We start from the raw sequence: 25983 nt of genomic DNA, 5'->3' as shown, positions 1-25983 counted from the left end.
GGCGTGCATGCGCGGCCACGCGGGGTCGTCGTCCGTGGCCGCGCCGTCCCGGCACGCGAGGCAGGGTGACTCGCCGGGGACGACCAGCGGGCCGATCGTGATCCGCCCCCGCTCGAGCGACACCGGCAGGTGAGCGGTGTCCTCGCGCAGGTAGCGTGCGAACTCGATCGAGGCGGCGGCTCCCTCGACGAGGACGACGCCGATGTCCCCGGGGTCCGAGCGGATGCCGGTGGCGACGCCTTCGTCGACCAGAGCGTCGCGCAGACGCGGGGCGCACCGGCCGTCGTGCACGCCGAGGCTCTCGACCCATGCGGCGCGGGGCGTGGGCGGGTCGTCGAGCAGCAGCGGCTCGAGTCGTGCGAGCAGCGCTCGAGCCTGGGTGCGCGGGGCCCCGGCCGCGTGCGCGATCACGTCGAACGACGCCCGCCGGAACCCGATGGCCATCCGGGTGAGCAGTCGTTCCACCCAGGGCTCGGCGGCGGGGATCCGCAACGTGCCCTCGATCCCGATCTGCAGCGTCTCGCCGTCACGCCACAGCAGCGGGACGGAGGGGTCGAGTCGGGTGAGGACCTTGGGCGTGAGCGGCGGCATCCCTCGATTGTGCGGATGCGACGAGCTCGCCGGGGCGGAGAAAGCCGGATCCGTGGACAACTGCCACGGATCCGGCACTTGGGGAGGAGGAGACGCCGAAGCGCTTCCGACCTATACCGGTCGGTCACCCTCGGGCGCGCCGCCCTCGTCGCCGTGGTCGTCCGCGGGGCCGTCGCCGTCCCCGGCACCCTGGTCGCCCTCTCCGGAGAAGTCGTCGCCGTCGAGCAGACGCGCGAGCGCCTCGTCGAACTCGTCCGTCGCCGGCTGCTCGCCGCGCGCCGTGGCCTGGAGCCGGGCGACCAGTGCGGTCGGGTCGTCGATATCCTCCGACGTCGGCATGAGGTCGGGGTAGTCCCACAGCGCATCGCGCCCCGCGGCGCCGACGGCATCCGTCACGGCCTGCCACATCGCCGACGCCTCCCGCAGGCGACGCGGACGCAGTTTGAGGCCGACGAGCGCACCGAGCGCGTCCTCGGCGGGGCCGCCCACCGCGCGCCGGCGACGCGCAGCCTCCGCGATCCTCGCGCCGTCGGGCAGACGTGCCGTGGCCTGCGCCGTGACCACGTCGACCCAGCCGTCGATCGTCGCGACGAGGTTCTCGAGCCGAGCCAGCGCATCGCGCTGCGTCTCGCTCTGCGTGGGCAGGAGCGCTCCGCCCTCGATCGCCGCGCGCAGCTCCTCCGGGTTCGAGGGGTCCAGGCGGCTCGCGACGTCTTCGAGAGCATCGACGTCGACCGTGACCCCGCGGGCGAAGTCGGTGATCTGCGCCATGACGTGCAGGTGCAGCCACTTGGCGTGCCGGTAGAGACGCGCGTAGGCGAGCTCGCGCGTCGACAGGTACAGTGCGATCTGGTCCTCGGGGATCTCCAGCCCCTCGCCGAACGCGGCGAGGTTCTGCGGGATCACCGCGGCGGTGCCGGCGGGGAGCACGGGGATGCCGACGTCACCGCCCGACACCACCTCGAGCGAGAGGTTGCCGAGCACCTGGCCGAACTGCGCGGCGAAGACCGAGCCGCCGAGACCGCGCATGAGCTTGCCCGCTCCCTGCACGATGCCGCGCATGTCCTCGGGCACCTGGGTGTCGAGCGCGCTGGTGAGGGCGTCCGCGATGCTCGTCGACACGGGATCGGCGATCTCCTTCCAGACCGGGAGCGTCGCCTCGACCCACTCGCCGCGGGTCATGGCCCTGGGCGCTTCGCCGAGCTCCGAGATCGTCGTGGCCTCGCCCAGCCAGAGGTTCGCGAGGGCGAACGAGTCCGCGAGCGAGGTGCGCGACCCCTCGGAGATCCCGAGCCCGTCCCGGTTCGCGATGTGCAGAGCCTGACGGAGCGCGTTCTCCCATGCGTCGCCACCGAAGGCGCCCTGCAGCTGCGACATGATCGTCTGCATCATCGCCGGATCGAGCTGGAGGCCGTCCATGCCGGCGAAGGCGTTCTGGAGGGCCTCGGGGTCGATGTCGCCGGCGCCCTGGCCGGCCATCATTCGTCGGAGGAACTCCTGGAAGTCCTCGGGTGTCGGGTCGTTGTCTGCCATCGGGATCGCCTCTCAGCACGTCTGAAGCCGTGGCATCTACGCTAGTCACAGGAACGGCCGCGAGTCCCCGAACGTGGGCAGATCGCTGTACGCCGCCCGCGAACGACGGAGGAACCTGTGGATCGAACCCGGTCTGTGAAGCTCGGACTGGGAGTATGGGCGCTGGTCGTCGCGTTGATCGCGCTCGTGGTGCTCACCTTCCTTCCCACGCCCTATGTGATCCAGCGACCGGGACCCGTCTACGACACTCTCGGCACGGCCCCGGGCGCAGACGGCGAGAAGGTGCCGCTGATCAAGGTCGAGGGCGCTGAGACCTACGAGACCGGCGGCACTCTCGACCTCACGACCGTCCAGGTCGTCGGAAACCGCGAGCGCACGCCCAGCTGGTTCGAGCTCGCACTGGCCTGGGCGGACTCGTCGCGCGCGGTCGTGCCGATCGAGTCGGTGTTCCCCGCGGGGCAGACGAGCGAGGAGCGCGACGAGCGCAATGCGACGCTCATGGTCGACTCTCAGCACGAGGCCACGGCCGCGGCGCTGAACGAGCTGGGCTACGACACCGGGGCGCAGGTCGCGGTGGTCGACGTCGTCGAGGACGCGCCGGCGCAGGGCGCCCTCGAGCCGGAGGACGTCATCACGGCGGTCGACGGCACCGCGGTGACCTCCGCCACGCAGCTGCGCGAGGCGATCCAGGATGCCGGGGGAGACCCGGTCGCCCTCACGGTGCTGCGTGCCGGCGCCGAGACGACGGTCGAGGTCACACCCGAGAAGCACACGGAGGGCGACGTCACCACCTGGTTGATCGGCGTCACGCTGCGCACCGACTACGACTTCGAGATCGACGTCACGCTGCAGCTCGACAACGTCGGCGGTCCGAGCGCCGGAATGATGTTCGCCCTCGGGATCATCGACACCCTCACCCCTGGCGAACTCAACGGCGGGCAGAACGTCGCCGGCACCGGCACGATCGACGCCGAGGGCACGGTCGGGCCGATCGGCGGCATCCGGCAAAAGCTCTACGGAGCCCGCGACGCCGGGGCCGACTACTTCCTCGCCCCGCAGTCGAACTGCGACGAGGTCGTGGGCCACATCCCCGACGGGCTGACCGTGCTGAGCACATCGACGCTCGAGGAGTCCCTCGCGGCGCTCGAGGTCATCGCGGACGACGGCGACGTCTCGGCGCTGCCGACGTGCGAGGTCGCCTCCGCGCAGTGACTCGGAGGCCGTATGCGTCGTGACCTCCCCGTGACCGGGATGACAGCCGGAGCACAGTGAGGCGTGCCTAGGATGGAGGGGTGACCTCGACTTCCGCACCGAACCCGGCCACTCCTCGAACCTCGCGAAGAATCTTCGGCATCTCGCTGGCGATCATCGCCGCGCTCATCGCGGCCTTCTTCGTCTTCGCCTCGCTCTACACGGAGTACCTCTGGTTCGACCAGCTGGACTTCGCCGGGGTCCTCACGACGCAGTGGATCGCGACCGTGATCATGTTCGTGGTCGGGTTCCTCGGCATGGCGGTGCCGCTGTTCGTGGCGATCCAGCTCGCGTACCGCCTGCGCCCGGTCTACGTGCGACTGAGCTCGCAGCTGGATCGGTACCAGGAGGTCATCGAGCCGCTGCGCCGTCTCGCGATGTGGGGCATGCCGATCTTCTTCGGGCTCTTCGCCGGATTCTCCGCCGCGAGCCAGTGGAAGACGGCCTGGATGTGGCTCAACGGCGTCGCGACCGACACGGTCGACCCGCAGTTCGGCATCGACACCGGCTTCTACATGTTCGCGATGCCGTTCTACTCGATCCTCCTCGCGTTCGTCTCCGCGGTCCTCCTGCTCACGCTGATCGTCACGGCGCTGGTGTCGTACCTGTACGGTTCGGTGCGCATCGGCCAGGGCGAGCTGCGCATCTCGAAGCCCGCGCGCATCCAGCTCGCCGTGATCGCCGGTCTCTACCTGCTCGTCCAGGCCGCCAGCCTCTGGCTCGACCGCTTCAAGACGCTCGTCTCTCCGGACGACCGCATCGTCGGCCCCGCCTACACGGGCGTGAACGCCACGATCCCCGGACTCGCGATCCTCGCGATCATCGCCGCGATCGTCGCCGTCCTCTTCTTCGTCACGGCGGTCATCGGCCGCTGGCGCTTCCCGCTCGCCGCGACCGCCCTGCTCATCATCGCCTCGCTCGTGGTGGGAGTCGGGTACCCGTGGGCGGTCACGACCTTCCAGGTGCGACCGAACCAGAACGCGTACCAGGCGGAGTACTACCAGAAGAACATCGACGGGACCAAGGAGGCGTACGGGGTCGCCGACCTCGAGACCACGCCGTTCGAGGCCGAGACCGACGCCGAGGCCGGCCAGCTCCGTGCCGACGCCGAGACCACGGCATCCATCCGCATCGTCGACCCGGCCGTCATCAGCCCGACGGTCCGCCAGCTCGAGCAGTACCGCGGCTACTACCAGTTCCAGGAGAACATGGACGTCGACCGCTACGAGATCGACGGCGCGATGCAGGACACGGTGGTGTCGGTGCGCGACCTCGACATGAACGGCGTCGACGTCACCAACTGGAACAACCGCGCCGCGGTGTACACGCACGGCTACGGCCTGGTCGCCGCCGCCGGCAACCAGCGCACGAGCGACGGCGAGCCCGTGTTCCTCGAGCGCGGCATCCCGTCCTCCGGGTTCCTCACAGACCAGGAGAACTTCGAGCCCCGCGTCTACTTCGGCGAGAACTCGCCGGAGTACTCGATCGTCGGCGCCCCGGAGGGCAGCGACCCGGTCGAGATCGACTACCCGCGCGGCAAGGACGGCTCGAGCGAGACCAAGACCACCTTCGAGGGCGACGGCGGGCCGAAGATCGGCAACACGTTCACGAAGCTGCTCTACGCCCTCAAGTTCCAGTCCGAGCAGATCCTGTTCTCGAACCTCGTGAACCCGGACTCGCAGATCCTGTACGACCGCGACCCGAAGACGCGCGTGCAGAAGGTCGCGCCATACCTCGAGCTCGACAGCGACCCCTACCCGAGCGTGGTCGACGGTCGGATCGTCTGGATCATCGACGGCTACACCACGAGCTCCTCCTACCCGTACTCGACGACCGTGAGCCTGTCCGACGCGATCGCGGACTCGAACGTCCCGTCGCCGACGCTCGCGATCGACGAGATCAACTACATCCGCAACTCGGTCAAGGCCACGGTCGACGCCTACGACGGCAGCGTGACGCTGTACGCGTGGGACGACGAGGACCCCGTGCTGCAGACGTGGCAGAAGATCTACCCGTCGACGCTCAAGCCGGTCAGCGAGATGTCCGGCGATCTCATGAGCCACGTGCGGTACCCGACCGACCTGTTCAAGGTGCAGCGGGACATCCTCGGGATCTACCACATCAACACCGCGGGCTCCTTCGCGCAGCAGGACAACCGGTGGCAGACGCCGAACGACCCGCGCAGCGACGCGGTGCTCCAGCCGCCGTACTACCTGACAATGCAGATGCCCGGTCAGGACTCCCCGCGCTTCTCGATGTTCTCGACGTTCATCCCGAGCGCCTCAGGGAGCGGTGGCAACCGCGACGTGCTCATGGGGTACCTGGCGGTCGACTCGGATGCCGGATCGGAGGCGGGCAAGAAGTCCGAGGGCTACGGACAGCTCCGGATGCTCGAAATCGATACCGACACGACGGTCCCCGGCCCCGGACAGGTGCAGAACACCTACAACTCCGACACCTCGGTCGTGCCGCAGCTCAACCTGCTGCAGCAGGGTGAGTCGGAGGTCCTGTACGGGAACCTGCTGACGCTCCCGGTCGGCGGCGGTCTGCTGTACGTGCAGCCGGTGTACGTCCAGTCGTCCGAGGGCACGAAGCTGCCGCGACTGCAGAAGGTGCTGGTCGCCTTCGGCGACAAGGTCGCGTTCGAGGACACCCTGACCGCGGCGCTCGACACGCTGTTCGGCGGCGACTCCGGTGCGACCGGTGGCGACGACCAGGTGGAGCCGACGCCGGATCCCGACACGGGCGAGGTGCCCACGGAGCCGACCACTCCGACCGACGCCCAGGCGGACGCGCTGGCGGACGCGCAGCAGGCGCTGCTCGACCGCGACGCGGCACTCAAGTCCGGCGATCTCACGGCGTTCGCCGAGGCCGACAAGCGCCTCACCGATGCCGTGAACATCCTGCTGGAACTCGAGGGCTCCGGCGAGTAGATCCGCGCCTCACGCACGAGAGGACGTCCCTCGGGGGCGTCCTCTCGTCGTATGCGGACGCGTCAGCGTCGGTGCACGAGGCATGGCAGACTGAGACGGTGACCTCCACCCGGAAGCCTGCCGTCGTCCGCGGCATCGCTGCTTCCTCGGTCGCGATCTTCGTCGCGCTGGCGGGTCACATGACCGGCGGCGGCGACATGCCCGGCCCGCTCGGTGTCGTCGTGCCCTGGGTGCTCTCGCTCATGGTGTGCGTGCTGCTCGCCGGTCGACGACTGTCGCTGATCCGGCTGTCGCTGTCGGTCGGCCTGAGCCAACTCCTGTTCCACGTGCTCTTCGTCCTCGGCACGATCACGCCGTCGGGCGTCTCGGCTCCGCACGTGCACGGAGGTCCACTGGTTCTGCCTCGGGGCGCTGGAGTCTCCGAGGCGGTGGCCGCCGACGGCGGGATGTGGGCAGGGCATCTGCTCGCCGCTCTCGTGACGATCGCCGCGCTGCATCGCGGCGAGCGGCTCGTGATGGCACTGTGCGCCCTCGCCGCGCAGGCGGTCCGCTGGGTGCGTCGTCGCGTCGACGCCGCGCTCATGCGCCCCTCCGTCCCGCGCATCCGCAGCCTCCGGGTCGTGCTGGCCCCGGTGCTGTCCGCGGCCTCCGCGCTCCTCGCGACGCTCCGCGGCCGCGCGCCGCCTCTCTCTTCTGCGATCTGATCCCTTCGCGCCGCCGACTGTCCTGGTCATGACGGCGCCGTCGTCGCGCGCGCACTGCGCTCGACATCCGAACGCAGTCACGACGTCGTGCGTCGACGTCCGTCGAGAGGTCCTTCCCCATGTCTCCTTTCCGCAGAGGTGCGGCGGGGGTGATCGTGGCGGCCATCGCGGTCTTCGCGATCGCGGCCCCCGCTTCCGCCCACGATCAGCTGGTGTCCAGCACTCCGAGTGACGGAGAACAGTTGGCGGCGGCTCCCACGAGCGTCACGATGACGTTCTCGGGCGAGCTGCTGGTGCTCGACGACTCGGCCGCGGGCGCTGTCGTGCTGGTGGTCGACGAGTCCGGCGTCGACTGGTCTGCCGGCAGCGTCACGGTCTCGGGCAGCACGGTCACCGCCGAGCTGCGTCCCGACATGCCGGTCGCGGGCTACCAGGTGCGCTGGCAGGTCGTCTCGGAGGACGGACACCCGATCTCGGGGGTCATCCCGTTCACGATCGGGGACGCCACGCCGTTCACGATCGCGGGAACACCGTCCTCGGCAGGGGAGACGCCCGACGCCGCGAACTCGGATCAGGTCGCACAAGAGACGAGCGGGGTCGTCCGGATCCTCCTCGTCGCGGGAGGCGGAGCGGCAGTCGCCGCAGCCGTCTTCGTCCTGTATCGATTCCTCCGCCGTCCTCGGACGGCAGCCGCCTCGCCGGAGTCCGGCGCGGCGGCCGATGATCTGTGAAAGGCATCATCATGAACACCCGTACCACCACCCGCACCCTGCCCGCCTCGCGCCTGTTCGGCGTCGTCGCGGTCTCCCTCCTCGCGCTGACGGGATGTGCGGCCGAGTCCGCACCAGCCGAGTCCGAGCCGGTCGTCGCCGGCGAGGTCGTCACGATCGACGACGCCTGGGTCAAGTCGGCGGAAGAGGGCATGTCGGCGGCGTTCGGCACACTCTCCAACGGCGGCGACGCGGACGTCACGGTCGTCTCCGTGGCGTCTGAGGCCTCGAGCATGATCGAGCTCCACGAGACCGTCGAGAACGAGTCGGGGGAGATGGTCATGCGCGAGATCGACGGGGGCTTCGTGATCCCCGCCGGCGGGACGCTCGCCCTCGAGCCCGGTGCGAACCACATCATGCTCATGGATCTCGCGGGCCCACTGCGCGCGGGCGACGAGGCGACCTTCACGCTCACGTTCTCGGACGACTCGACCTATGAGTTCACCGCCCCGGTCAAGGACTACTCCGGTGCGAACGAGAACTACGAGTCGGGCGACGAGCACGAGGGCATGGATCACTGATGCCCGCGCCCACTGAGGGCGCCCGCACCCGTCGCGCCGGGTCGACCCGGCGGCAGTTCCTCCTCGGAGGGGCTGTCGCCGGCGTCGGCGCGGTCGCGGCGGTCGGCGCCGACCTCGTCTTGAATCGTCCGGACACCGCACCTGCTCCCGCGGCCCCCATGAACGGCGAGGGGACCGTGCCGTTCCACGGCGTGCATCAGGCCGGGATCGACACGGCCGCGCAGGCGCACGGTGTCTTCGCCGCCCTCGATCTGCACGCCGACATCGACCGCGAAGGCCTCATCCGTCTGCTGCGCATCCTCACGGACGATGCCGCCCGACTCACGCAGGGGCGTCCGGCGCTCGCGGACTCCGAGCCCGAGCTGGCGCTGTCTCCCGCGAACCTCACGGTCACGTTCGGGTTCGGCCCCGGACTCGTCGCTCGCGCCGGCGGAGCCGCGCCCGCGTGGCTCGCGCCGCTGCCTCCGTTCCGCGTCGACCGGCTGCGACCCGAGTTCTCCGACGGAGACCTCCTGCTGCAGATCGCCGGCGACGATCCGCTCACGGTCGCGCACGCGACGCGCATGCTGCTGAAGGACGCTCGCGGTTTCGCGGATCTGCGGTGGACGCAGCAGGGGTTCCGTCGCGCATACGGCACGGAGCGCCCCGGCACCACGATGCGCAACCTGTTCGGCCAGGTCGACGGCACCACGAACCCCGAGCCGGGGACCGCGGACTTCGACCGGGTCGTGTGGGCCGAGGACGCCTGGCTGGCGGGAGGGACGGGCATGGTCGTGCGTCGGATCCGGATGGACCTCGACAAATGGGACCGGCTGGATCGCAGCGGTCGCGACGCCTCGGTGGGGCGGACCCTGGCGAACGGCGCGCCCCTGACCGGCACCGAGGAGCTCGATGAACCGGACTTCGAGGCGACGACCGCGATCGGGTTCCCGGTCATCCCGCAGTTCGCGCACATCCGCCGCGCGCGGGGCGACGGAGCGGAGCGCATCTTCCGGCGTGCCTACAACTACGACCAACGTCCGGTCGGGGTGGAGGTGTCGGAGTCCGGGCTGATCTTCGTGTCGTTCCAAGCCGACATCGACCGGCAGTTCACCCCGATGCAGCGTCGTCTCGACGAGCTCGACCTGTTGAACGAATGGACGGTCCCGATCGGCTCCGCGGTGTTCGCGATCCCGCCGGGATGCCGTGAGGGCGGGTTCGTCGGCGAGACGCTGTTCGCCTGACCGCGTGGGTGCCATCGGCTCATCCGATGGCACCCACAGGATCCGCGGGATGGGACGATGCCGTGCGCGGGCCTACTGTTGCTGCATGGTCGATCCGTCTGTGCGTGCCCTCGAAGCGGTCGCCGTCAGCCCGGCCGTCGAGGTCGGCGACCTCGACGGCAATCTCCGACGTCTCGCCGCGGCCCTCGACGGCTTCGGCGACGATCGCGTCCGACTGGTCGTCCTGCCGGAGCTCGCCACGAGCGGGTACGTGTTCCGGGATCGGGCGGAGGCGCAGGCGCTGGCGCTCACGCGCGACGACCAACGGCTGACCGGTCTCGGGCGTCGTCTGGGCTCCCGCACGATCGCGGTCGTCGGCTTCGCGGAGAGCGACGGTGACGACCTCTACAACTCCGCCGCGGTCCTCTCCGCCGACGGCATCCTCGCGGTCTACCGCAAGTCGCACCTATGGGCTGAGGAGAAGCGGGTGTTCGCACCCGGGACGGATGCCGGGATGCTCGTCGACACCGCCGTCGGACGTCTCGGTGTCGCGATCTGCTACGACAACGAGTTCCCGGAAGTCCCGCGCGCGCTCGCGCTGGCCGGGGCCGACCTCCTCGCGCTGCCCGTGAACTGGCCCCTCGTGCCGCGTCCCGATGGCGAGCGCGCTCCCGAGACCATCCAGGCCATGGCCTCGGCGCGCTCCTCGCGGCTTCCCACCGTGATCGCCGACCGCCGCGGCTCCGAGCGCGGCGTCGAGTGGACGGGAGGCACGGCCGTGATCGACGGCTCCGGCTGGGTGGTCGCGGAGGAGAGCGACGGCGTCGCCGCGGCATCCCTGGAACTCTCCGCGGACAAGGCCCTCGGACCGCACAACGACCTGTTCGCTGACCGGAGGCCCGAGCTCTACCGTCCGCACGAGTCCTGAGCGCTTTCCGCCCCGACATCCCCCACCCTCACCCGAGAGGACCGTCCTCATGAACGACCCCCGCAGCAGCGTCCCCGAACCCGGGATCGTGCAGACCCCGGTCGCCGTCCCCGCGACCAACGGCATCGAGGTCAAGTCCATCGACTGGATACCGCTGACCGAGCGCACCGGCACTCCGTCCAGCCTGTTCTCCCTCTGGTTCATGTCGAACGCGAATCTCACGACTCTCGCGACCGGCATGGTCGGCGTGGCGATGGGGGCGAACTTCTTGGTGTCGGTCCTCGCGATCGTGCTGGGCGTCTGCGTCGGCACGGTGTTCACCGCCTTCCACTCCGCCCAGGGACCTCAGCTCGGCCTCCCGCAGATGATCCAGTCCCGCGCGCAGTTCGGCTACCGGGGCGTTGCGATCGTGTGCCTGGTCGTCGTCGCGAGCATCGTCGGCTTCAACATCTTCAACCAGCTGCTCGCCGGTCAGGTGCTCACCACGACGACCGGAGTGGATGCGGGGGCATGGTGGTACGTGCTCATCACGGCGCTCGCGCTGACGCTCGCCATCGTCGGCTATCACTGGATCCACCGGGTGCAGAAGTGGCTGACCTGGCTGTTCCTCGCGACGTTCGGGGTCTTCACCATCGTCGCGCTCTTCGCGCTCCCTCTGGCTCCGATCGACTTCTCGCTGGGGGAGGTGAACTGGCCGGCGTTCCTGGTGCAGTTCGCCGCCGCGGCCGCCTACGCCCTCGGCTGGGCGCCGTACGTATCGGACTACTCGCGCTACCTCCCGCCGCAGACGAGCCCTCGGAAGGCGCTGTTCCACACCGCGTCCGGCGTGATCGTCGGCGCCGGCTGGCTGATGATCCTCGGCGCGTTCGTCGCCTCGCTGTTCACCGAGTCCGATCCGGTGGAGGCGATCGCGGCAGCCGCCGACGCGATCGTCCCGGGTCTCGGCGTGGTGCTGCTGTGGTCGGCGCTGCCGGCGCTCATCACGGTCATCACGATCAACATCTACGCCGCCAGCATTGAGCTCATCACGGTCGCGGACTCGTTCCGCCCCGTGCGGCCGACGCGGACGACGCGCGTCGTCGCCTGTGCGCTGGTGGGCGTCGCGGGACTGCTCGGAGCAGCGTTCTCGACGGGCGCGTTCCTCGATTCGTTCGGCAGCTTCCTGGTCGTGCTGCTGTACGTGCTGGTGCCCTGGACCTCGGTGAACCTCGTCGACTACTACCTCGTGCGCCACGGGCGGTACGCGGTCGCGGAGATGTTCCGCCCGCACGGCCTCTACGGGGCGTGGGGCTGGCGGGGTATCACGGCCTACGTCGTCGGCATCGTCGCCATGATCCCGTTCGTCGTGACGACCTGGTTCACGGGTCCGATCGCTCAGGCGATGGGCGGCATCGACATCGCGCTGTTCGTGGGACTCGTGGCCTCGGCGGTCGCGTATGTCATCCTGGCCCGCGGACTCGATCTCGATGCCGAGCGCGATCTCGCGCGCGAGGAGGCTGCGGCTATGGGGGTCCGCTCCGTGAGCTTCGGTGCGCGTTAGGGCGGAGCTGCGCGCCGGCGACCCGAGCCCTACCGCCCGCACGAGTCCTGAGCCCGCGTTCCGCGGGCATCAGCCCTGTCGTCGAAGGGTGGCGCACGGTAGGTTCGCAGATACGGCATGGTCGTGGGGGTGACCACCTGTCGTCGACCGAACGTCTGGGGGCACGGGGATGGATCACCACGTCGAGAGCTCGACCGATCGGAAGGCGTTGAGTCCGCTGATAGCGGGAATCGCACTCGCCGCGCTCAGCGCAGCAGTGGCGGTCGCGTCGATCTACTTCATCGCCGACCCGAGAGTGGGCGTCTTCGCGGCGATCGTGCTGTCGTTCGGCTGCGTCGGGGCCGCGGCGGGTCTCGTCCTCGCTCGGAGGAAGAGCTGGTCCGATGCGACGTGGCCTCCGGACACGCCCGCAAGAGCATGGAGCGTGCGACGTACTCGGCGGGTCTTGCTCGTCTACGGTGTGTTCCTGGTCGCGATGGCGCTGGCCGTGGGGGTCGCCACCGCGATCGGGGGAGAGCCGGGCGAGCCCGACGATGTCGGCCAAGGATGGGTCCTCGTCGTGCTCCTCGCGGTCGCCGGGGTGGTGTCGATCGTTCTGGGGTTGCGCCGAACGCCGGAGGCGGTGCAATCCTCCGAACGTCCGACGGGATCGACCGACGAGGGCGAGGAGTGGATACGCCTCGGTCCGGCTCGTCCCCGCGGATTGTTCTCCTGGTGGGCCGGTCTCGTCTTCACGGGGCAGCCGTTCCTCGTCATCGGTGCTGTCGGTGGGCTCTTCCCCCTGCTGTCGCTGCGTCTCGGGGCGTGGACCTGGGCGCTGGCCGCAGTCGGAGTCCTCGCGGCGGTCCTGATCGCCGTCATCGTACTGCGTCGGCGGTCGCGCGCGCCGAGCCTCTCGCGCGACGCGACACGCTTTCTCGTCAGGGAGAAGGAGCTCCCGGCCGCGGACGTCGTCAGCGCCATGGTGATGGTGTCACGATGGGAGCCGGACGCTACAGCGCGGAGTCTCGCGATCGTCTTCAGCGCGCGGGACAGAGCGCGAGCCGTGGTGGAGCTGAGAGACCGGGGGCACCTGGCGCTGACCGAGGATGAGACCGCACTCCTGATGGCGGCGGTCGAGCGCAGCCGCATCGATCTGCCGCGTGACGAGGAGGACCCGCGGGGACGGTTCTCCCGAGCGCTGTACCCCAACTATCTGACGAAGGAGGAGGCCGCGCAGATGGTCGAGCGCCCTCCGGGGGACGGCGATCCGCTGCCGGTGAGTCCGCCGACGGCGTGAGGGAAGCGAATGTCGACGGCAGCGAGCATCACGGCGGGGGAAGTTGTCGATCAGCCGCTGGATGGTCACGGGCGCTATGCGATCGCGGAGATGTCCGACCACACGGCATCCACGGCGACTGGGGCTGGCGGGCATCACCGCGTACGTCGTCGGGAGGGTGGGGCTGATCCCGTTCGTCGTCACGGCCTGGTTCACCGGTCCGGTGGCGACTGTCATCGGCGCGATCGACATCGCCTTGCTCATCGGGCTCATCGCCTCCGCGATCGTCTATGTCGTCCTCGCGCGGCCTCGATCTGGATGCCGAGAACCGCCTCGCTCGCGAGGAGGCGGATGCCGCGGGCATCGACTCGGTGAGCTTCGGCGCGGACCGGGGCTGAGGCACGCTCGAGAGCGAGTTCTGGGATACCGGAACGCTGCCCGCGTTATCGTCGCGTGGGCTGCTCCCGCCACCTAACGTGCTGAATGATCACCATTGTGGTCGAGTCGATGCGATACGGGCGAATGGAGCAGTATGTCTTACTTCGAGCGCGCCCCTGAGGAGCGACTGAGCCTCGCAGGACGGGTGCGCAAGGTCCTCAACACCGTCATCGGGCGAAAGCCCACCATCGGTTGGAAGTGGTGACGGCACCATCGCGAGCAGAGCGGACCCTCTTCGGTGGGTCCGCTCTTTCGGCTTTCGGAACCGGGCTGACGTTCCCGTACCTCCTCATTTACCTGGTGGAGTCGATCGACATTCCCTTGCATATGGCCGCCGTGAGTCTCGCTCTACCGGCCATTGTCGGACTCATCGGGATCGCGTTTATCGGCCCCGCCATCGACCGCGTCGGGCCGTTGCGGTTCGCTGCGCTGGCGTCCTCGTTGAGCGCGCTCGGATGCGGAGCGCTGGCTCTCAGCAGTTCTTCCAGTGTGTGGATGGCGCTCAGTGGTGTTGTCGCACTCGAGTGCGGCATGTCGATGACCGGAACAGCGCTTCAGGCCGCGGTCGGCGTGCTGGTCGAGCCGGATCGCCGATCGCGATTCTTCAGTGCGCAGGCAGGATGGTCGAATGCGCTCTTCGCCCTGGGCGCTGCCGGTTCCTCGCTGGCCGTCGTGGAGCACGGAGTGAGCTTCGCGGCAGCGATGTTCGGGGTGAACACCGTCACCTATGTCGCATCCGGAGCGTTGTTCGCCATTCTCACGCGATCGGGACAGCGGTCAATGACACCCGACGATCGTCGGGCCAGCGTGTGTCACTACGTCGCTTCCATAAGCATCCCGCTTCGTGATCCTCACTTTCTTCGGCTCGTGGTGCTCACGTTCTTCATCTCACTCGTGATCATGAATCAGAGCGAGTACGCATACCCCGCGTTCGCCGCTGGCTCGAGCCTTCAACCGTGGGTCGGATTCGGATTCACGGTGGGTTCTATCGCCGCTGCACTCACTCAGATCCTTGCAGCCCCGCTCTTGAGAGCACGGCTCAATCGCCTGTACGTGACTGTCGCAGCGGGCACAGTCGCAGCGTCGTGGGTGCTGCTGTGGGCGGCGACCTGGGGAGGCGCAGGATTACTCCTCGGCTTCGCCGCGCTGCAGAGCGCGGGTGAGGCTCTCATCATCGCCGTCGTGCCCGCTGTCGTCCTCGGAGCGGCTGCAGAGTCGCAGGTTGGAAGGTACATGGCGTTGAACTCATTCGCCTTCCAGTCCGGGCGCGCTGCAGCGCCGCTGCTGCTCAGCGTCATCGCGATCGGAGGCAAGGAGACGATCCCGCTCTGGATCGCCCTGGGTTCGGTCCTGGTCGGCATCGCAGCCATACGCGTTCTGCGACGCGCTCCATCTCCGGTGAGAGGAGACGAGCCGTGAGCATGCAGCCCTGGGATATGTTCGATGAGGCCTCAGCACCACATGATGACTATCCGTGGCTCCGTGAGTCCATCGCCTTGGTGCGGCCCTACCTGGAAGAGTTCCTCGTCTCGCGTCACCCGCTGCGCGCAGGTCCCGTGTGCCCGTTCATGCCGTCGGCATTGAGAGCGCATCAGGTCTTCTTCGCCGTGGGCGATATCGCGCGAGGCTCGCGCGTCGAGTCACGCCGAACCATGGACATCGCTCGGACGGTCTGGGCAGGCGAAAAGGGCAAGTTTCGATATTCTGCTCTCGTCATCCTCTATCCGACATCTTCCCCGTCCGAGTTCGTCAGCGAAGTGCAGCGCAGGGCCAAGGTCGCCGCCATCCGGGAGGGCCTGATGGTCGGGGCTCTGTTCGCGGGCAATAATGCCGAGAGCGTGCATGGAGACAACTATTTCCCGTTGCGCACGCCCGTCCCCACTGTCGTCTATCGGGACATGGTGCCGTTCGACCTTCTGTTCTTGAACGAGCCGCGATTCAGCGCACGACGTCGTGCCGAGTTTCTCCGTCGATACATCGAGCAATACGAGAACGCGAAGTACGGCTGGGAGCGCGAGGGCATCGAATCCGCCCGCACACAGCTTCAGGAGTGCGAGCACATGATCAGGCGCGGCGAGAGGGTCAGGGCCGTCGCCGTGTCGCTCGGCGCCGCGGTCGTCGCCCGAGCGGTTCCGCGATGGATAGCAGTCAAGAGTCGTCGACTACGAGCCCGACGCCGGTAGTGAGGAGCGAAAGAGGCCCGATCCTTGCGGATCGGGCCTCTTCATCTGTTGCGGGGACAGGATTTGAACCTGCGACCTCCGGGTTATGAGCCCGGCGAGCTACCGAACTGCTCCACCCCGCGGCACAAGGAATAACTTATCACGGTTATCGGACGTGCGCGAATCGGGGCCGGGATGCGCGCCCCGACGGGCGTGTCGTGGGGGAGGATGAGGGGATGACCTCCGTTGAGACACCCACCGAGACCGCGGCCGCCGTTGCCGTCGCCGTCTGCCAGTTCGCGCCGACGTCATCGCGCAGGGACAATCTCCAGCGCATCGCCATCCTCACCGCCGAGGCCGCGTCGAGGGGCGCGCGGCTCGTCGTCTTCCCCGAGTACTCCAGCTACTTCGTGGACCCCATGGACGAGAGCCTCCCGGCGAACGCGGAGACACTCGACGGCGAGTTCGTCACGACGCTGACGGCGCTCGCCGCAGAGCACGGCCTCGTCATCGTCGCAGGTCTCGCCGAGCAGGCGTCGGATGCGGATCATGTGCGCAACACGCTCGTCGCGGTGCGCGGCGACGGCATCCTCGCGACGTATCGCAAGCAGCACCTGTACGACGCGTTCGGTCAGACTGAGTCCGATTGGGTCCAGGCGGGGGAGCTGGGCGACGCCTCGACGTTCGAGGTCGCCGGCATCCGCTTCGGGCTGATGACCTGCTACGACCTGCGCTTCCCGGAGGTCGCCCGCACGCTCGTGGATGCCGGAGCCGACGCTCTCGTCGTGCCGGCCGAGTGGGTGCGCGGCCCGCTCAAGGAGCATCACTGGACGACGCTGCTCGCGGCGCGGGCCATCGAGAACACCGCCTACGTCATCGCCGCCGATCACCCGACACCGATCGGCGTCGGCCACTCGCAGATCGTCGATCCGCAGGGGGTCGTCCTGGCGGGAGTCAGCGTCGCGGAAGGCATCGCCGTGGGCGCGGTCGAGAGGGCGACGATCGAACGCGTGCGCGCCACGAACCCATCGCTCCGCGTGCGTCGCTACCGGGTCGTCCCGCGCTGAGCGCGCGGCGCGGAGGTCAGAAGCCCGCGGCGAGACGGGCGGCGGCCTCCTCGAGCACCTCGACCCGCTTGCAGGCCGCGAATCGCACGAGCCCCGCGTACTCCGCGTGGTTCCCCGTCGAGACGAACGCCGTGAGCGGGATCGCCACGACGCCGGCGCGCTCCGGGAGCGCCCGGCAGAAGTCCGCGGCATCCGTTCCTCCGAGTGCGGTCGCGTCGGCGACCGTGAAGTATCCGCCCTGCGGCGCGAAGACCGAGAACCCGGCCGCCCGCAGTCCGTCCCCGAGGATCACGTGCTTGTGCGCCAGCGCGGCGGAGGCTCCGGCGAAGTAGTCGTCCCCCAGTCGCAGTCCGACCGCGACCGCAGGCTGGAACGGCGATCCGTTCACGTAGGTCAGATACTGCTTCACCGTGAGCACCGCCGTGATGAGCTCCGCGGGACCGTGCACCCAGCCGATCTTCCAGCCGGTCGTAGAGAACGTCTTGCCGGCGGAGGAGATCGTGAGAGTGCGCCCGGCGGCGCCGGGCAGGGTCGCGATCGGCGTGTGCGGCGCATGGAACGACAGATGCTCGTACACCTCGTCGGTCACGATGACCGCGTCATGACGCTCAGCGAGACGCACGACCTCCTCGAGCACGGAGCGATCGAACACCGTGCCCGTCGGGTTGTGCGGATCGTTCACGAGGATGATCCGCGTGCGGTCGGTGACGGCGTCCGCGAGAGCATCCAGATCGGGCTGGAAGTCCGGCGCGCGCAGCGGCACCGTGCGCAGGCGGGCGCCCGCGAGGGCCACGGCCGCGGCGTAGGAGTCGTAGTACGGCTCGAACACGACGACCTCATCGTCCGGTCCGTCGATCAGCGCCAGCAACGTCGCCGTCAGGGCCTCGGTCGCGCCCGCGGTCACGACGACCTCGCTGGCGGGGTCGACCTCGAGGCCGTAGAACCGGCGCTGGTGCTCGCTGATCGCCGCCAGAAGGTCGGGGATGCCTCGACCGGGCGGGTACTGGTTCGCGCCGTGCGCGATCGCGGATCGGGCCGCCTCCAGGACCTCGGCGGGGCCGTCCTCGTCCGGGAACCCCTGGCCGAGATTGATCGCGCCGGTTCGGGCCGCCGCAGCGGACATCTCTGCGAAGATGGTGGGCGCGACGGTCCCGTCAGGGGCGAGGAGTCCGGCTCCCGCTGCCGTGCGCCGCCATGCGCCGGGGATGACACTCATGAAGAACAGGCTAAGGCCATAGCCGAAACTCATCCTCGACATACGAAACGCACAGATACGGGGCGCACTCTGAGAGGGCGTTGTTGAAGGAGCACACACCATGAACGAAGACAGCACCCAGGACCACTCGGCACCCGCGTCGAACGACGCCGTGCCGTCCACCGAGGCCGCAGAGACCGTCGACCGTTCGACGACCCCCGCCGCCGCTGAGGCCGGCGCCGCGCCCGGTCAGGGGCACGAGGTGCCTTCGACGTTCACGTCGACGCCGGCAGCGAAGGCCCCGGCACCGACCGCTCAGACCCCGCAGTCACCGGTCTCCGCGGCTCCCGCATCGACGGACAGCCCGGCCAGTGGCGCTCCCGCGTTCGAGGCCCCGGCAGCGCAGCTGCCGCAGGCCGGCCCGCACGCGCCGACCGCCCCCCGGCATCCCTTCGTCGTCCCCGGCGTTGCAGGTTCTGGTCCGCAGGGCGCACCGGGCGCTTCCACCGCGTCCGCGCCCGGCGCCGCCTTCGGCATCCACACCGCGACCCTTCCGGGTCAGCCGGTCGGCGCCCCCGTCAAGGCCAAGGAGAAGCCGCGCGCCGGCGTGAAGTTCGCGGCGATCGTCGTCGCGGCGGCCCTCGTGGGCGGCGTCGCGGGCTTCGGCGGCGGGGCCATCCTCACCGGCATCTCGAACCAGAACTCCACGGGCGTCGCCCAGGGGCCCGAGACCGTCACGGTCAACAACCCCGGCTCCGTCAACGAGACCACCGCGGTCGCGACCGCCGCCCTGCCCTCGGTCGTCACGATCGAGGTCGCCGGCTCCGACCAGGCGGGGAGCGGCTCGGGCGTCATCATCAGCGACGACGGCTACGTGCTCACCAACACGCACGTCGTGACGCTCGGGGGAGCGGTCGCCGACCCGACCATCCGCGTCACCACCTCGGACGGGCGGATCTTCTCCGCCACCGTGGTCGGCACCGACCCGATCTACGACCTCGCCGTGATCAAGCTGACGGATGCCTCGGGGCTCACGCCGATCGACTTCGCCGACTCGTCCAAGCTCAACGTCGGCGACACCGCGGTGGCGCTCGGGGCGCCCCTGGGGCTCTCGAACTCGGTCACCACCGGCATCGTCAGCGCGCTGAATCGCAGCATCCAGATCCAGTCGTCGGCCCTGCCCGACTCGTCCACCGAGGACGCGCCGCAGGAGCAGCAGTCGCCGGACGAGAACGACAGCCAGGGCCCGTTCCAGTTCGACCTCCCCGGCAACGGTCAGCAGCAGAGCTCCGACAGCATCTCGATCGCCGTCATCCAGACCGACGCGGCCATCAACCACGGCAACTCCGGTGGTGCCCTCGTCAACAGCAAGGGCGAGCTCATCGGCATCAACGTCGCGATCGCCGGGGCGGGCAGCTCCGAGGAATCCGGCTCGATCGGCATCGGGTTCGCGATCCCCTCGGACATCGCCAAGCGCGTGTCCGAGGAGATCATCGCCGAAGGCGCTGCGACCCACGGCCTGTTGGGCGCCTCGGTGCGCGACGCCGCGAGCGTCGAGAACGCCTCGGTCTCCGGCGCCTACATCGCCGAGGTGACCAGCGGCGGAGCCGCAGCCGGAGCGGGCCTGAAGGCCGATGACATCGTCACGAAGTTCAACGGCGTGCCGATCACGAGCGCGAACGACCTCACCGCTCAGGTGCGGGCCGCGGCGGCCGGGAGCGACGCCAAGGTCACGTACATCCGCGGCGGCAAGGAGTACGAGGTCGACGTGACGCTCGGCGAACTCGCCGGCTGACGACAGGCCGACCGACCCGAGAAGACGGTTCAGAGAAGGGCGCCGCCCGCGCGATAGGCTCGCGGGGTGGCGTCCTTCTCTTTCGGCTCCGGCAATGCGGCCAAGCTGCTCCGGATCCCTCTGTACGTCATCGGACGCCTCGGCGCCGCGCTCGTTCCGCGCGGGGACCACTGGGTGTTCGGGTGCGGCGCCGGCGTCGGCGACGGCGCTCTCGCGCTGCAGCGTCTGGCGTCGGCGCAGGGCCACGACACCGTCTGGCTCACCTCGTCGGAACGTGAGGACCGCGACGCGGCCGCCCTCGGCATCCGGACCGTTCCGAAGGGCGGTCTCCGCGGGTGGTGGGCTACCGCACGCGCCGGCGTGGTGATCGTGACCCACGGTCTGGGAGACGCGAACCGCTACGCGATCGCCGGCGCCTTCGTGGTGCAGCTGTGGCACGGCATCCCGCTCAAGCGCATCGGCCTCGACTCGCCCGCGACGACGCAGGTGCCTGCGGTTCCCGGTGCCGCGCTGCTGCGTCGCCTCGTGGGCATCCTCTACCGCGGTGCCGCGCAGCGCATCCGCGTGCTGCCCGCCGCCTCCCACCGTTCGCGAGGACGGCTCGAATCCGCCTTCGGCCTCGGCGACGACCGCGTCGTCGTGACCGGCGAGCCCCGCGTCGACGTGTTGTCGACGGGGGATCCGTCCGAGCGCCGCGCCGCGGCATCCGCCCTCCTTCGGCAGACGCTCGACGGTCTCCCGGACGGTGCGCTCATCGTGCTGTACGCACCGACATGGCGCGACGGCGCAGCCGATCCCGCCATCCCCAGCGCGCCGGAATGGGTGCGCATCGTGCGCATGCTCGAGGAGCGCGACGCCGTGCTGCTGGTCCGCTCGCACCCTCTGGGGGAGGGCGGCTACGTGCCACCGCTGCCGACCCGTCGGGTGCGGATGCTCGGCTCCGCGCTCCTCGCCGACGTGACGCCTGTGCTGCCCGCGGTCGACGTGCTCGTGACGGACTACTCCTCTCTGGCCTACGACGTGGGCCTGCTCGGTATGCCGGTGGTCTACCTCGCGCCTGACGCGGAGGAGTACGCGCGCACCCGCGGGTTCTACGGGCGGTTCGAGGATGTCGCGGGCGACGACGCCGCACGCGACTGGGGCGACGTCGTCGCACAGCTCTCCGCCCTGCTCGACGACACGGCGCTGTTCGCGTCGAGGTCGGAGCGGTCCGCTACGCTCAGCGCGGAGATGCACGCGTTCCGCGACGGTCGGAACACCCGTCGCGTATATGACACGATCCGAGCGCGGGGCATCCCCGCGCCGAAGGGAGCAGCATGACAACGGCCCGGATCGATGAGGCGGCAGAGACGCTGATCATCGCGGGGACCGGACAGCGTCCCGCCACGGCGGACCTGATCGGTCCGCGGGCGCGGGTGGAGGGCCGGATCACCGGCGGCGGCAAGACGTGGAAGGCCACCTTCCCGCTGCGCGCCGCACGCTGGGGCGGTCCCGAGCTTCCGCTCCCGGCCGGCTCCTACGAGATCCGCATCCCCGAGGCATCCCTGGACGACGTCGTCGTCGACGCCCACGTCCTCACCGGCGTCCGCATCGCGGTCGCGGACGGCAGAGCCCGGATCGCGGCGCCGATCGACCCCGTGTACGACACCGTGGAGGGTCAGTCGACGCTCGAGGGGCGATACGTGGCGCAGACCGGCGGCACCGAGAACGCGGTGTTCTTCGAGAGCTTCTACGGACGCAGTGTGGGCTGCAACCCCCGGGCCATCGACCGCGCGCTGTCGGCGCAGGCGCCCGAGGTCACTCGGTACTGGAGTGTCGTCGACCTGTCCGTCGCGGTCCCTGAGGGCGCGATCGCGGTGGTCGAGGGCAGCCCGGAGTGGTGGCGTGCCCGGGCGGCGGCGCGTCTGCTCGTGGTGAACGACTGGCTGCGCCGGCGGTTCGCGCGCAAGGAGGGGCAGAAGGTCCTGCAGACCTGGCACGGCACACCCCTCAAGCGTCTGGCGTTGCACCGGCCCGGGTTCGATCCCCGCCGCATGGCCGCGGTCGTCAAGGAGTCGCGCCGGTGGGACGTGCTGCTGGCGCAGAACCCCTACTCCGAGCGCATCCTCCGCAAGGCCTACGCGTTCTTCGGACGGCCGATCTGGGTGGAGGGGTACCCGCGCAACGACGCGCTCGTGACCGGGGACGCCGCCGCGATCCGCACCGCCCTCGGCATCCGCGACGGCGAGCGCGTGCTGCTGTACGCGCCGACGTGGCGCGACGATCGCGCCGAGATGGTGGACTTCGTGGATGCCGAGCACCTCGCGCAACAGACCGATTCGGTCGTGCTGGTGCGCGGGCACTCGCGCACGATCGACACGGGGCGCGACCGGGCGGGCGCGCGGGTGATCGACGTGACGGGGTATCCAGAGACGGCCCAGCTGCTGCTCGCTGCCGACGCGCTCATCACGGACTACTCCTCCGTGATGTTCGACTTCAGCGTCACCGGCAAGCCGATGTACTTCCTGGTGCCTGACCTGGACCACTACCGCGGGCAGCTGCGCGGCTTCTACTTCGACCTCGCGGAGCGAGCACCCGGTCCGCTGGTGCGCACGCAGGACGAGCTGGTCGCCGCGCTCGCCGACGACGATGCCACGGACCGCTACGCCGAGAAGTACGCCGCGTGGCGCGCCCAGTTCAACGCGAGGGACGACGGGCACGCTGCCGAGCGGGTGGTCGCGCGCATCCTAGACCAGGGTTTCGTCGCGCGCTGACGACCGCCCGGAGTCGCTGGCCGGTCAGGGGAGCGGGGTGTTCCGCGTGCCCAGTCGGGACGCGTCCACCGTGTCACGCGCTCCGCGCAGCACGCCGCCCAGGAATCCGAGCCCCCAGGAGAGGTGCATGGTGGGCATGACGATCGCCGTCCACAGTCGCTGACACGGTCCTCCGCCGCCGGGCAGACCGGCCACCGCGAGCACCAGCAGCACGTAGGCGATCAGCGGCAGATACAGCAGGATCGACAGCACGATCGAGGCCGGGCCGCCGATCACCCGGGCGAGCTGCAGGACGCCGAGCACGATCGCCGCGGCCACGAGCACGACGAGTGCGGGCGGGGCGAAGAAGCGGATGCCGTTGCGACGGCCGAACCGGCGGACGAGCTCGCCGCGCCAGGCGCCGGTGGCGCGGAACTGGCGTGCGAGACGGATCCAGCTCTCCCTCGGCCAGTACGTGACCGACAGCGCGGGGTCGAACCAGACACGGTGCCCCGCGCGTCGGATGCGGAGGTTGAGCTCCCAGTCCTCACCGCGGCGGATCGTCTCGTCGAAGAGCCCGACCTCGTCGAGCACCTCGCGGCGCATGACGCCCAGGTACGCGGACTCGGCCTCTCCCTCCCGTGTGCCGCCGTGGTACGCGCCGCCGCCGAGGCCGACGGGGGAGTTGTACAGACGGGCGACGGCGCGCTGGAAGGGGGTGCGGCCGTCGGCGTGCATGACCCCGCCGACGTTCGCCGCTCCGGTGCGCTCGAGGGTGGCGAGGGCCCGTGCCGCGTAGCCGGGGGAAAGCTCGGAGTGCGCGTCGACCCGGATGATGGTGGCGTAGCGGCTCGCGCGGATCGCGGCGTTGAGTCCCACGGGGATGTGCGCCTGGGGATTGTCGACCAGACGGATGCGGTCGTCGGTCGCGGCGAGGCGCTGCGCGAGCTCGGTGGTGCCATCGCTCGAGGGGCCGAGAGCCAGGACGAGCTCGGCGGGTACGGAGAGCTCCTGAGCGAGGACGGAGCGCACCGCGTGCTCGAGGTAGGCCTGTTCGTTCAGGACGGGCATGACGAACGACACCCCGATCTCGGGCGCGGAGATGTCTTCGTCTGGCACACCACGATCATGGCACGGGCTGCGCGAACGTTCCCTGATTCCTCATCGCCGTGCGGCGGCGCTCTCTCGTCCGGGCGCTTCGACGTCACTCGGTATCCTGGAGTGATGGGTGCAGCGTCCGATGCGAAGAAGGCCTACCGTCTGCTGAAGCGGGCGCTGATCTCGCGCACCGCCGTGCAGCGGGTGCGTCGCCGCCTGGTCGATCGCGAGCCGCACCCGCCCGAGCACTACAAGGTGGCCGTGTACTTCGCCGACGGCGCGGTGAACATGTACCAGATGCGCCAGTGGTATCGGCCGCTGGCGGAACTCGCGAAGACGTGGCCCGTCGTCGTGCTCTCCCGATCGGCGACCGGAGCGGACAAGCTGCTCGACGAGGACGCCCCTCCGGTGGCGTTCGTGCCGACCGTGCGCGATCTCGAGCGGTTCATCGCGACGCAGGACATCCGCATCGTGCTGTACGTGAACCAGAACACGCGCAACTTCCAGATGTTCAGATACGGCCGCCGCTGGCACGTGTTCATCAACCACGGCGAGTCCGACAAGATGTACATGACCACGAACCAGTACAAGGCCTACGACTACGCGCTGGTCGCTGGTCAGGCCGCACGCGACCGTCTCGCGCGCACGCTCTGGGACTACGACATCGACGCCCGCACGATCGAGATCGGCCGTCCGCAGGCCGATCATTACTCGGGCGCTCTGCCGTACGAGCCCGACGAGCGCACCGTCGTGCTGTATGCCCCGACGTGGGAGGGCGACCGTCCGAGCGCGCACTACGGATCCATCGCGACCCACGGGGAGGCGCTGGCCGCAGCGGTGCTGGCGTCACCTGCGCATCGGCTCCTCTATCGGCCTCACCCGCGCAGCGGGGTGGTCGATCCCGAGTACGGGGCCGCGCACAAGAGGATCCTCGCCGCCATCGCCGCAGCGAACACCGCCGATCCCGCCGCGCAGCACGTGTACGACGACGGCCCGGAGCTCGGCTGGCAGCTCGCGGCAGCCGACGCCGCCGTGGTCGACATCTCCGCCATGGTGTACGACCGGCTGGCGGTCGGCAAGCCCCTTATGGTCACGCGCCCCGCTGACGAGCGGGCGGATGTCGACACGAGCGGCTACCTCTCGGACTGCGAATGGCTCACCGCCGGGAACGCCGGGGACATCCTCGCCGAAGTCGAGCGCGTGCGTGCCGACGAGGCGGCCACGGCACGCCTGCGCATGTGGGTGCAGCACTACTTCGGAGACACCGCTCAGGGCGTCGCCACGGCCAAGTTCCACGCCGCGATCGAGCGTCTCCTGACGGAATGGGACGAATGGCGCGCTCGTGAGGTGGGTGCGGTCCGCCCAGACGAGGACGATGACGACGACGAGGTCGACGACGAGGAGGACTGATCGTGGAGCTGAGCCGTGCTCGGGAGATCGCATCCCGCGTCGAGGAGCTGCCCGAGGTCGGGTCGACCAATGCCGCGTTGCGCGCGTTCGCCGCGGATGTCGAGGCCTGGCCGCACCTCTCCGTGCTGCTGACGGACACGCAGACGGCGGGCAGGGGACGCCTCGACAGGACCTGGACGGCGCCGTCCGGCGCCTCGCTCGCGATCTCGGTGCTCCTGCGTCGGCTTCCGGTCGATCCGCGCGCCCGGGGCTGGATCCCCCTGGCCGCCGGGGTGGCGATGGCGGATGCCGTGGCCGCGCAGCTTCCCGGTGCAGACGTCTCCGTCAAGTGGCCCAACGACGTGCTCGTGGGCGGACGGAAGATCTGCGGCATCCTCGCCGAGGCGGCCGCCGACGCGGTGATCGTCGGCACCGGCGTGAACACCGAGATGACGGCATCCGAGCTCCCCGTCCCAACCGCGACGTCCTTCGCCGTGCTCGGGGTCGTGGCCGATGCCGATCGTCTGCTCTCGGACTACCTCGTCGGGCTGGACGGCATGATCGCAGGTCTCGCCGAGACCGGCGACGCGGTGGCCAGCGGGCTGCACGCGGCGGCATCCGCGCGCTGCTCCACGATCGGCCGGGAAGTCCGTGTGTCGCTGCCGGGGGATCGGATCCTCGAAGGTCGTGCCATCCAGCTCGACGAGGACGGCCGGCTCGTGGTGCGAAGCGACGCGGGGGAGCAGGCCGTCGCGGCGGGGGACGTCGTGCACGTGCGCCCCGTGCAGGGCTGACACGCCCGGGTGGCGCACGGCGTTGTCGGCGACGACAGGCACAATGGAGGGGTGACCCAGCCCGTGACGCTCGGCGGACGGC

At 69.8% G+C, this 25983-nt stretch carries 20 protein-coding genes and 1 tRNA gene; 17 read left to right on the top strand and 4 right to left on the bottom strand.

Going from position 1 to position 25983, the window contains the following annotated elements; all coding sequences use genetic code 11:
• Positions 1-702 precede the first annotated feature (702 nt).
• Positions 703-2124: a zinc-dependent metalloprotease gene (locus MRBLMX7_RS03935; protein ID WP_363366292.1), complete on the bottom strand. Its 1422-nt coding sequence runs from the start codon at positions 2122-2124 to the stop codon at positions 703-705.
• 117 nt (positions 2125-2241) lie between these two features.
• On the opposite strand from MRBLMX7_RS03935, the gene MRBLMX7_RS03930 reads away from it, so the two are divergent.
• The 11 genes from MRBLMX7_RS03930 to MRBLMX7_RS03880 all read left to right on the top strand — a co-directional run bounded on the left by MRBLMX7_RS03930 (position 2242) and on the right by MRBLMX7_RS03880 (position 15852).
• Positions 2242-3336 (top strand): YlbL family protein, encoded by a 1095-nt coding sequence (locus MRBLMX7_RS03930; protein ID WP_363366291.1) that lies wholly within the window; start codon positions 2242-2244, stop codon positions 3334-3336.
• Between the two features lie 80 nt (positions 3337-3416).
• Positions 3417-6308, top strand: a complete 2892-nt coding sequence (locus MRBLMX7_RS03925) for a UPF0182 family protein (RefSeq protein WP_363366290.1) — start codon at positions 3417-3419, stop codon at positions 6306-6308.
• A gap of 98 nt (positions 6309-6406) precedes the next feature.
• A complete protein-coding gene (locus MRBLMX7_RS03920; RefSeq protein ID WP_363366289.1) occupies positions 6407-7012 on the top strand; it encodes a hypothetical protein in 606 nt (201 codons plus the stop codon).
• Positions 7013-7131: 119 nt separating this feature from the next.
• The gene (locus MRBLMX7_RS03915; RefSeq protein WP_363366288.1) at positions 7132-7743 is read left to right on the top strand and encodes a copper resistance CopC family protein; all 612 of its coding nucleotides are present in this window, start codon (positions 7132-7134) and stop codon (positions 7741-7743) included.
• 11 nt (positions 7744-7754) lie between these two features.
• Entirely contained in the window at positions 7755-8303 is a 549-nt protein-coding gene (locus MRBLMX7_RS03910) for a copper chaperone PCu(A)C (protein WP_363366287.1), read from the top strand.
• The gene (locus MRBLMX7_RS03905) at positions 8303-9526 is read left to right on the top strand and encodes a Dyp-type peroxidase (protein WP_363366286.1); all 1224 of its coding nucleotides are present in this window, start codon (positions 8303-8305) and stop codon (positions 9524-9526) included. The genes MRBLMX7_RS03910 and MRBLMX7_RS03905 overlap by 1 nt, the downstream gene beginning before the upstream one ends.
• Positions 9527-9611: 85 nt before the next feature.
• Positions 9612-10433 carry a nitrilase-related carbon-nitrogen hydrolase gene (locus tag MRBLMX7_RS03900; RefSeq protein ID WP_363366285.1) on the top strand — a complete coding sequence of 274 codons (822 nt, stop codon included), beginning with the start codon at positions 9612-9614 and terminating at the stop codon, positions 10431-10433.
• Between the two features lie 49 nt (positions 10434-10482).
• A complete protein-coding gene (locus tag MRBLMX7_RS03895) occupies positions 10483-11973 on the top strand; it encodes a purine-cytosine permease family protein (RefSeq protein ID WP_363366284.1) in 1491 nt (496 codons plus the stop codon).
• A gap of 169 nt (positions 11974-12142) precedes the next feature.
• The gene (locus MRBLMX7_RS03890) at positions 12143-13252 is read left to right on the top strand and encodes a hypothetical protein (RefSeq protein WP_363366283.1); all 1110 of its coding nucleotides are present in this window, start codon (positions 12143-12145) and stop codon (positions 13250-13252) included.
• Positions 13253-13867: 615 nt separating this feature from the next.
• Positions 13868-15088: an MFS transporter gene (locus MRBLMX7_RS03885; protein ID WP_363370801.1), complete on the top strand. Its 1221-nt coding sequence runs from the start codon at positions 13868-13870 to the stop codon at positions 15086-15088.
• Between the two features lie 2 nt (positions 15089-15090).
• Entirely contained in the window at positions 15091-15852 is a 762-nt protein-coding gene (locus MRBLMX7_RS03880; protein ID WP_363370798.1) for a DUF6875 domain-containing protein, read from the top strand.
• A gap of 48 nt (positions 15853-15900) precedes the next feature.
• On the opposite strand, the gene MRBLMX7_RS03875 is transcribed toward MRBLMX7_RS03880, so the two are convergent.
• Positions 15901-15974 (bottom strand) — tRNA-Met (locus tag MRBLMX7_RS03875).
• 93 nt (positions 15975-16067) lie between these two features.
• On the opposite strand from MRBLMX7_RS03875, the gene MRBLMX7_RS03870 reads away from it, so the two are divergent.
• Positions 16068-16898: a carbon-nitrogen hydrolase family protein gene (locus MRBLMX7_RS03870; protein ID WP_363366282.1), complete on the top strand. Its 831-nt coding sequence runs from the start codon at positions 16068-16070 to the stop codon at positions 16896-16898.
• Positions 16899-16914: 16 nt separating this feature from the next.
• Here MRBLMX7_RS03870 and MRBLMX7_RS03865 read toward each other — a convergent pair whose 3' ends face one another.
• Positions 16915-18114, bottom strand: a complete 1200-nt coding sequence (locus MRBLMX7_RS03865; protein WP_363366281.1) for an aminotransferase class I/II-fold pyridoxal phosphate-dependent enzyme — start codon at positions 18112-18114, stop codon at positions 16915-16917.
• A gap of 100 nt (positions 18115-18214) precedes the next feature.
• Here MRBLMX7_RS03865 and MRBLMX7_RS03860 point away from each other — a divergent pair, with 100 nt between their 5' ends.
• From MRBLMX7_RS03860 to MRBLMX7_RS03850, 3 genes are all read left to right on the top strand, one after another.
• Positions 18215-19888: a S1C family serine protease gene (locus MRBLMX7_RS03860; protein WP_363366280.1), complete on the top strand. Its 1674-nt coding sequence runs from the start codon at positions 18215-18217 to the stop codon at positions 19886-19888.
• Positions 19889-19954: 66 nt separating this feature from the next.
• Complete coding sequence (locus MRBLMX7_RS03855) at positions 19955-21208, top strand: CDP-glycerol glycerophosphotransferase family protein (protein WP_363366279.1); 1254 nt, start codon at positions 19955-19957, stop codon at positions 21206-21208.
• Positions 21205-22641: a CDP-glycerol glycerophosphotransferase family protein gene (locus MRBLMX7_RS03850; RefSeq protein WP_363366278.1), complete on the top strand. Its 1437-nt coding sequence runs from the start codon at positions 21205-21207 to the stop codon at positions 22639-22641. Before MRBLMX7_RS03855 ends, MRBLMX7_RS03850 begins: the two co-directional genes overlap by 4 nt.
• Before the next feature lie 24 nt (positions 22642-22665).
• On the opposite strand, the gene MRBLMX7_RS03845 is transcribed toward MRBLMX7_RS03850, so the two are convergent.
• A complete protein-coding gene (locus tag MRBLMX7_RS03845; RefSeq protein ID WP_363370795.1) occupies positions 22666-23691 on the bottom strand; it encodes a glycosyltransferase family 2 protein in 1026 nt (341 codons plus the stop codon).
• 153 nt (positions 23692-23844) lie between these two features.
• Between MRBLMX7_RS03845 and MRBLMX7_RS03840 the strand changes: the two genes are divergently transcribed.
• Positions 23845-25128, top strand: coding sequence for a CDP-glycerol glycerophosphotransferase family protein (locus MRBLMX7_RS03840; RefSeq protein ID WP_363366277.1), 1284 nt, complete (start codon positions 23845-23847; stop codon positions 25126-25128).
• Between the two features lie 2 nt (positions 25129-25130).
• Positions 25131-25901, top strand: a complete 771-nt coding sequence (locus tag MRBLMX7_RS03835; protein WP_363366276.1) for a biotin--[acetyl-CoA-carboxylase] ligase — start codon at positions 25131-25133, stop codon at positions 25899-25901.
• Positions 25902-25983: the final 82 nt, after the last annotated feature.

Origin of the sequence: Microbacterium sp. LMX7-1.2, assembly GCF_040675935.1 — a bacterium.
Lineage (GTDB): Bacteria > Actinomycetota > Actinomycetes > Actinomycetales > Microbacteriaceae > Microbacterium.
This window is presented reverse-complemented; position numbering and strand designations above follow the sequence as displayed.